Origin of the sequence: Algoriphagus sp., from assembly GCF_024642405.1 — a bacterium.
In the GTDB taxonomy this organism is placed as follows: domain Bacteria; phylum Bacteroidota; class Bacteroidia; order Cytophagales; family Cyclobacteriaceae; genus Algoriphagus.
The window spans coordinates 22,511-30,010 of record NZ_JAHEBC010000016.1 but is presented as its reverse complement, the minus strand read 5'-3'; the positions used below and the strand labels follow the sequence as shown (position 1 = coordinate 30,010).

6 protein-coding genes are annotated in these 7,500 nt (G+C 38.7%); 5 read left to right on the top strand and 1 reads right to left on the bottom strand.

Annotation, left to right across the window (positions count from 1 at the left end):
- The coding region (locus Q0L68_RS02625; RefSeq protein WP_296698982.1) for an amidohydrolase at window positions 1-1,005 on the bottom strand (1,005 nt) is incomplete at its 3' end.
- Between the two features lie 145 nt (window positions 1,006-1,150).
- On the opposite strand from Q0L68_RS02625, the gene Q0L68_RS02620 reads away from it, so the two are divergent.
- The 5 genes from Q0L68_RS02620 to Q0L68_RS02600 all read left to right on the top strand — a co-directional run bounded on the left by Q0L68_RS02620 (window position 1,151) and on the right by Q0L68_RS02600 (window position 7,471).
- Window positions 1,151-1,327, top strand: a complete 177-nt coding sequence (locus Q0L68_RS02620; RefSeq protein WP_296698979.1) for a hypothetical protein — start codon at window positions 1,151-1,153, stop codon at window positions 1,325-1,327.
- A gap of 10 nt (window positions 1,328-1,337) precedes the next feature.
- Window positions 1,338-1,967, top strand: a complete 630-nt coding sequence (locus Q0L68_RS02615) for a pseudouridine synthase (protein ID WP_296698974.1) — start codon at window positions 1,338-1,340, stop codon at window positions 1,965-1,967.
- 113 nt (window positions 1,968-2,080) lie between these two features.
- Window positions 2,081-3,049, top strand: coding sequence for a MoxR family ATPase (locus tag Q0L68_RS02610; RefSeq protein WP_296698972.1), 969 nt, complete (start codon window positions 2,081-2,083; stop codon window positions 3,047-3,049).
- 191 nt (window positions 3,050-3,240) lie between these two features.
- Entirely contained in the window at window positions 3,241-4,476 is a 1,236-nt protein-coding gene (locus Q0L68_RS02605) for a hypothetical protein (RefSeq protein ID WP_296698971.1), read from the top strand.
- Window positions 4,477-4,591: 115 nt separating this feature from the next.
- Window positions 4,592-7,471: a TonB-dependent receptor gene (locus tag Q0L68_RS02600; RefSeq protein ID WP_296698968.1), complete on the top strand. Its 2,880-nt coding sequence runs from the start codon at window positions 4,592-4,594 to the stop codon at window positions 7,469-7,471.
- The last annotated feature ends 29 nt before the right edge of the window (window positions 7,472-7,500 follow it).

Genomic DNA, 7,500 nt, shown 5'->3' with positions numbered 1-7,500 from the left:
AAAAAGGTAGGAAGGGCAAGATTGGCTGAACAGACCAAAATCTTCAGACCATCTAAATGGCTCTTTTTTTTCAATAGCTTCAAGCCCAAGTCCTTTAATTGCCTTCTCAGCTATTTTTGCCGCATTTGGGTCATTTTTGGAAACAGCAAATGCTTCTAAATAAGTAATTTCAAATTTTAATTTCTCCTCACTTGCAACCCGTTCAACTTCCACTTCTATCAGATTAATTAATTCATCCAATTCTTCCTGATCAAATGCCCGAATTGTCAGGCTTAAACTTCCCTTTCCTGCACTGGTCCCAAATGCAAGACTCCCGATTTCTGAATGGATGACAGTTACCAAGGCAAAGCTTTTAAGTTTTTCTGGGAATTTTGCAAGGGTTTGAATCAATTTAGCGATTGCAAAAGCAGGGTTAATCCCAGCATCAGGATGTGCAGCGTGTGAGGTTTTCCCTGTTAAAGTGATTGTCATTCCAGTGCTTCCTGCAGCGAAAGTACCCTCTCGTACCACCATATGGTGCAAAGGAAAGCCAGGCAGGTTATGAAGCGCAAAGGCAAAGTCAGGTTTGATTTTTCCAAATTTAGGATCATCCAAAATTCGTCTAGCTCCTTCCCCGGTTTCTTCAGCGGGTTGAAAAAGCAAAACGATTTCCCCTTTTTTGGGTTTTTGCTTAGCTAATTTTTCTCCCAATCCGCATAGGATCGTCATATGCCCATCATGCCCACAGAGATGAGCTTTGCCTTCAATTTGGCTTTTATAGGTAAGATCTCCGGTTTCCTGAATAGGCAGTGCATCTAGTTCAGCTCGAAAAAGTAATCTGGAACCTGGTTGAGTTCCCTTAAAAATAAACGCCAATCCATTTCCGCCAAGATTTTCAATAGTTTCATCTGGGTTAAGGTTTTGAAAAAAAGCTTTGATTTTTTTTGCCGTTTCCTTTTCCTCACCTGCTATTTCAGGTTGCCGATGTAATTCTTGACGTAATTTGATTAGGTGGTTTAAACTCATTGTTTCGAGAAATTTTTGTGAAGGTAAAGCACTGATTTTCTTTTGGAATCATTTTTGCGAAAAAAAATTCTGAAAGAAGGGAGGAACTTTTATCCTTTCCTTTGCTATTTTAGAACATCACTTTAACCCTTAAAACAGAATTTTTATGAGCGAGGTACAATTACAAGATTTAGAAGCCCAGATTACTGAATTGAAAAACCAATTGACAGGAGACATGTTTGCTGACATGGAATTGAGAGATCAGATTCACAATCTGGAAATGAAACTGAAAGGCGTAAAGCCAATGGATTCCAGTATTGATTGTATTGGTTGCGGAAGTTAGTTCCAAAGGTTTGTCACGTTATTTTATTATTTATAAACCCTTTGGGGTTTTAAGTCAATTCTCGGGAGAGGCGCATACATTGGCCTCTCTTTTTGATTTTCCAAAGGAAGTTTATCCTGTAGGAAGGTTAGATAAAGACTCCGAAGGCTTGCTTTTGATCACAGATGATAAATGGCTCAATCATCATTTGCTAAATCCCCGATTTGGACATCAGCGAACTTATTTGGCCCAGGTGGAGGGAATTCCTACCGAGGAAGCCATCAAGACTCTTAGTAATGGTGTCAAAATCAATGTGGATGGGAAAGATTACCTGACCAAGCATGCAATAGCCAAACTTCTACCAGAAAGCCCGGTTCTTCCCGATCGGGATCCTCCGATTCGGTATAGAAAAAATGTGCCTGATTCATGGATAGAGTTAACTTTGATCGAAGGGAAAAACCGACAAGTCCGAAAAATGACGGCTGCTGTTGGGTTCCCAACTTTACGCTTGGTTAGAAAGTCCATGGAGAAAATAAATATTATGGATTTTGCTGTGGGAGAAGTCCAAGAAATGGATCAAGACAGCGTTTACCATAAACTTGGACTGACTGGTTTTAAAGATGCTGCGAAACAGAAGCAAAATAGATCAAAAAGGTCTTAAAAAATCCTAAATTTCCTTTCTCCACGAGGCATTACCGCTTCTAAGAATTAAGATTGTCCTTTGGGACTTTTACGTTATTTTAGCCCCTTAGCATAGTTAAAAAATCCTCATCCATGCATCAGGAAAAAATTCAAGCAGTTTTACAAGAAGTAAAAAAGGTAGTCATTGGTCAAGACCGAATGGTCAATAGATTGTTAATTGGCTTATTTACTAATGGACATATTTTATTAGAAGGTGTGCCAGGTCTGGCAAAAACCCTTACCGTTAATACATTAGCAAAGGTATTGCACTTAGATTTTAATAGAATCCAATTTACACCTGATTTGCTACCAGCTGATTTGATCGGTACGATGATCTATAATCAGCAGACAGGTGATTTTGAAGTGAAAAAAGGTCCAATCTTCTCCAATTTAATTTTGGCAGATGAGGTAAACAGATCTCCTGCTAAGGTTCAATCCGCATTGCTGGAGGCGATGCAGGAAAAGCAAGTGACGATTGGAGAAACCACGTTTCAATTGGATAGACCATTTTTGGTTCTGGCGACTCAAAACCCGGTAGACCAAGAAGGAACATATCCTCTACCAGAAGCTCAGGTCGATCGATTCATGATGAAAGTACATATCGATTATCCTAGCAAAGCAGATGAAATGGAAGTAATGCGGAGAATGGCAAATATGTCATTTACCAATGATGTGAATCCCATGCTTTCAAAGCAAGATGTTTTTGATATAAGAAATCAAATTAATGCGGTGAAAATCGCAGAACCGTTGGAGCACTATATCATTGAGTTGGTATTCGCAACTCGATTCCCAAATGACTATGGTTTGAAAAACGAGGCTAAGTACATCATGTTTGGGGTTTCACCTAGAGCAAGTATCAACTTAAACCTTGCTGCGAAAGCTGTTGCTTACATGGATGGAAGAGATTATGTGTTGCCTGAGGACATTAAGGAAATTGCCGAAGATGTGCTAAATCACAGAATTATTCTGAATTATGAGGCAGAAGCGGATGGGATTAATACAAGAGACCTTGTGAAAATTTTGATGGAAAAAGTTCCGATTAATAAGTCGGTAACATTATAATAACATTAAAACCTGTTTTAGTGGGCTTCCTGCAAGGGAAGCCTTTTTTTATGTTTGATCTATTAATTCAATATTAAATTCTGTCGAATTTTTTAAAAAAAGGATAATTCAAAAAATTCTCTTGTGCTGATTAATTGAACCAATTTTGTGTCATTAAAAGAAGACAAAACCACAATTCAATTAATAACACAATGAAAAAGTTTAATTCCCTGTTAATTCTTTTCGCAGTTACAGTGATAGGATTCACTAGCTGTATAGAGGGCAATGACAAGCCTACCCCAGGTACTGATCCGGAGGATGGTAATAATATTCTTATCACTTCAAACATTTCCTCTAATACTACTTGGGAGACTGGAAAAACTTATATCCTAGGTGGCAGAATCTCTGTTACTTCTGGAAACACACTAACTATCCAGCCAGGAGTTATTGTAAAAGGTGAAGTTGGAACAGGTTCAAATGCAACAGCTTTGATCATTGCAAGAGGAGCTAAGATTGAAGCGCAAGGAACAGCTACTTCTCCTATCATATTCACAACAGTAGCTGACGAAATAAAGCCAGGAGAAATTGTATCTCCAAACCTAGAACCAAACTTGACTGGACTTTGGGGGGGAGTATTAATCCTTGGAAATGCAAAGGGTTCTTTTGCTGGAGATGTTACTGAAATTCAAATCGAAGGTATTCCTCCATCAGATACAAATGGTCTTTATGGAGGAACAAATGATGCTGACAATTCTGGAAGTTTAAAATATGTGTCTATCCGTCACGGTGGTGCAAACATCGGTGAAGGAAACGAAATCAACGGTTTAACTCTTGGTGCAGTTGGATCAGGAACGGTAATCGAAAATATCGAAGTTATTGGAAATCAAGATGACGGAATCGAATGGTTCGGAGGAACAGTAAATGTTAAAAATGCCCTTGTATGGAACCCTGGTGATGATGGTATGGATACAGACCAAGCTTGGGCAGGTACTTTGGATAACTTCATTGTAATCGCAGGTAGCGAAACTGATCACACCTTGGAAATTGATGGACCAGAAGGTTCTGCCTTAGCAGGTCATACCCTTAAAAACGGTTCTATTAAAGGTAATGATGTCGCTGAATTCGGTGATTTCAGAGATGGAGCAAGAGGTACTTTCGAAAACATCTACTTCTTCGGATTTGCTGATCCGGCGACTACAGATGGAAGAGGTGATCTTTCTCTAAGTGGTGATAAAACTTTGGCAACATTCGCAGAAGGAACTTTGAAATTCATGAATCTTGAAGCAACTCTTGCTGAAGGTGTAACTCTTGAAACAGTATTTAAGGCTGGCACAGTTGAGTTTGCAATGGCTGTAGAAGCCGGAGCTAATACAGTAGGGGCTGATAAATCAGCATTCGCAAACTGGACTTGGGCTTCTGTAGCAGGTCAGCTAGCAGATTTTAAATAAACAACAAATAAAAACTTAGATAGGGAAGAAAGTACTTGCAAGGTGTCTTTCTTCCCAATTCTAAATTAAGTGATTATCTAATTGCTGTATGAAAAATAAATCTACAAACATGTTCATGACACGTACCATTGTTGTCTTGATCATCCTGGTTTTATCCCAAGTCATTGCGGGATTCGCCTTTGCTCAAAAAGGAACTATCCGAGGTACAATCTTCGAAGAAGGTACTGGAGAACCATTATTTGGTGTTTCTGTATTAGTAAAAGAAACTTCTACTGGCGCTGTAACTGATTTCGATGGGAAATTCGAAATTCAAGTTGAGCCAGGAACTTACTCTATTCAGATTTCTTATATCTCATATTCCACTGTTGAATTGACAGGGGTAGAAGTGAAAGCTGGGGCAGTAAATGTTTTAAATGACATTTCCATGGCTGAGGAGGCTTCAGAATTGGAGACAGTAACCATTGCTGCAACAGCAATCCGTACTACTGAATCGGCATTGATGTCTGTTAAAAGAAATGCTGCCAACTTAATGGATGGTATTTCTGCAAGTACTTTCCGTCAAATCGGAGATGGTGATGCAGCTTCTGCTGTAAAAAGAGTTACAGGTGTTTCTATCGAAGGTGGAAAATACATTTATGTACGTGGCCTTGGAGATAGATATACAAAAACTGTCTTGAATGGGGTAGATATTCCTGGTCTTGATCCGGATAGAAACTCTATTCAGATGGATATCTTTCCAACTAATGTGATCGATAATATCATCGTATCAAAATCATTTACTGCCGAACTCCCAGCCGATTTTACAGGAGGTGTAGTAGATATTGAGACGAAAGATTTCCCAGAAGAAAAATCCATGAAGTTGAGCTTGAGTGGTGGAATTAATCCTTCCATGCACTTCAATTCCAATTATTTGAAATATGATGGTGGCAACACCGATTGGTTAGGTTTTGATGATGGAACAAGATCTATCCCGACTGGAGGTAGAACTGACATTCCACAATATGGTGATGCAGTAGGAAATCCAAATAGTCCTAAAGGATTAGAGTATCAGCAAATCCTTGGGGATTTTAATAAAACCTTGGGTGGATATAGAAGCAATAGTTTGATGGATGCCGGAGTAAGCTTTTCTTTAGGAAATCAGATTGCTAGATCTAGAGCTACTTGGGGATATAATTTTGCCTTGACTTATAAGAATGAAACTGAGTTTTATCAGGATGCTGAATTTAACTTATACGCAAAGCCAAGAGAATCCAGTGCAACTGAGCTTGAGGCACTTGAAAGACAAAAAGGTGATTACGGTGTAAACAATGTGTTACTTGGAGGTTTGGCAGGAATTGCTTTAAAAACCGATAATTCTAAGTATAAGCTAAACTTGATGCATCTTCAAAATGGTGAGTCAAAAGCTGGTGAATTTGACTTTGTAAACACCAATTTGGGAGCAAACTTCGAAGCAAAACAATACAATTTAGAATATAGCCAAAGAGCTTTGACAAGCATTCTTCTTGGTGGTACACACTATTTCAACGGAAGAGATTGGGAAGTAAACTGGAAATTAGCTCCAACAAGATCAACTATTCAGGATCCAGACATTCGATTCACTAGATTCAGAGTTCCTGAGAATACTGTTTCTACAGAAGTAGGTCTTCCAGCGAGAATTTGGAGAAATCTAGAAGAGTACAGTGTTGTAGGTAAATTGGATGTTGCAAGAGGATTATCTCTATTCCAAAGAGATGCTAAAGTGAAATTTGGTACAAACTACGTGTTCAAATACAGAGATTTTGATATCCAAAGCTTCCAGTTTGCAACAGGTAACACACTATTTACAGGTGATCCAAATGAGATTCTTCAGACTGAGAACCTATTCGCTGCGGATAACAGAAATGGAGTTAGGTATAATGCAGACTTTATTCCAATCAATCCAAACAAATACGAGTCAATCGCTACAAATGTAGCTGGGTATGCTTCTGTTGAAGCTAATCCTGCCGCTAACTTGAAAGCAGTCGTTGGTTTGAGAGTTGAGCAATTCAATCAGTTCTATACTGGTACTAACCAAACTGGAACTATCAATTATGATTTGGTTACTATGTTGGACGATTTGGATTTCTTCCCAACTGTCAACCTGATTTACAATTTGAAAGAAAAGCAGAATTTAAGATTCTCAGCTTCTAGAACTATCGCTAGACCATCTTTCAAAGAGCTTTCTTATGCAGAAATTTTGGACCCTATCACAGGTAGAACTTTCATCGGAGGTTTGTATCCAGAAACTACTAATGGTGGAACTGAAGTGCTTTGGGATGGAAATTTAGTTTCTACTCGTATCAACAACTTTGATTTGAGATGGGAAGCCTTCCAAGACAGAGGTCAAATGTTTTCTGTAAGTGCATTCTACAAGACTTTTGATAAGCCTATCGAGATGGTTCAATTCCTTGCTGATCCAGGTACTTTCCAGCCAAGAAATGTTGGTAATGGTACTGTTGCAGGCTTAGAATTTGAATTCAGAAAGTCTTTGAAATTCATTGCTCCAAAGCTTGAAAACTTTAACTGGAATACAAACGTGACCGTAACTAACTCTCAGATCAAAATGTCTGAATCTGAATTCAGATCTAGAACTTTGACAGCGAGAGAAGGACAGGAGATCAAGGATACGAGAGATATGGCTGGACAAGCTCCTTACATTATCAATACTGGATTGAGTTATCAGTCTTATGTGAATGGACTTGAAGCTGGAATATTTTATAACGTTCAGGGATCTACATTGAACTATGTAGGCTTTGGAAACAGAACTGATACATACACTGTACCTTTCCATAGCTTGAACTTTAATGTCAACAAGACTTTCGGGGCTGATGAGCGTTTCCAAGCAGGGTTTGGAGTTCAGAATATCCTAAACGACAAGAAAGAAATGGTTTTCAGATCTTATCAGGCTCAAGACCAAATCTTTACCAGCTTAACTCCTGGCACAAAAATTACCATGAGAGCAGCGTTCTCATTCTAGAAAGAAAAAAAACTAACCACGATGAAATA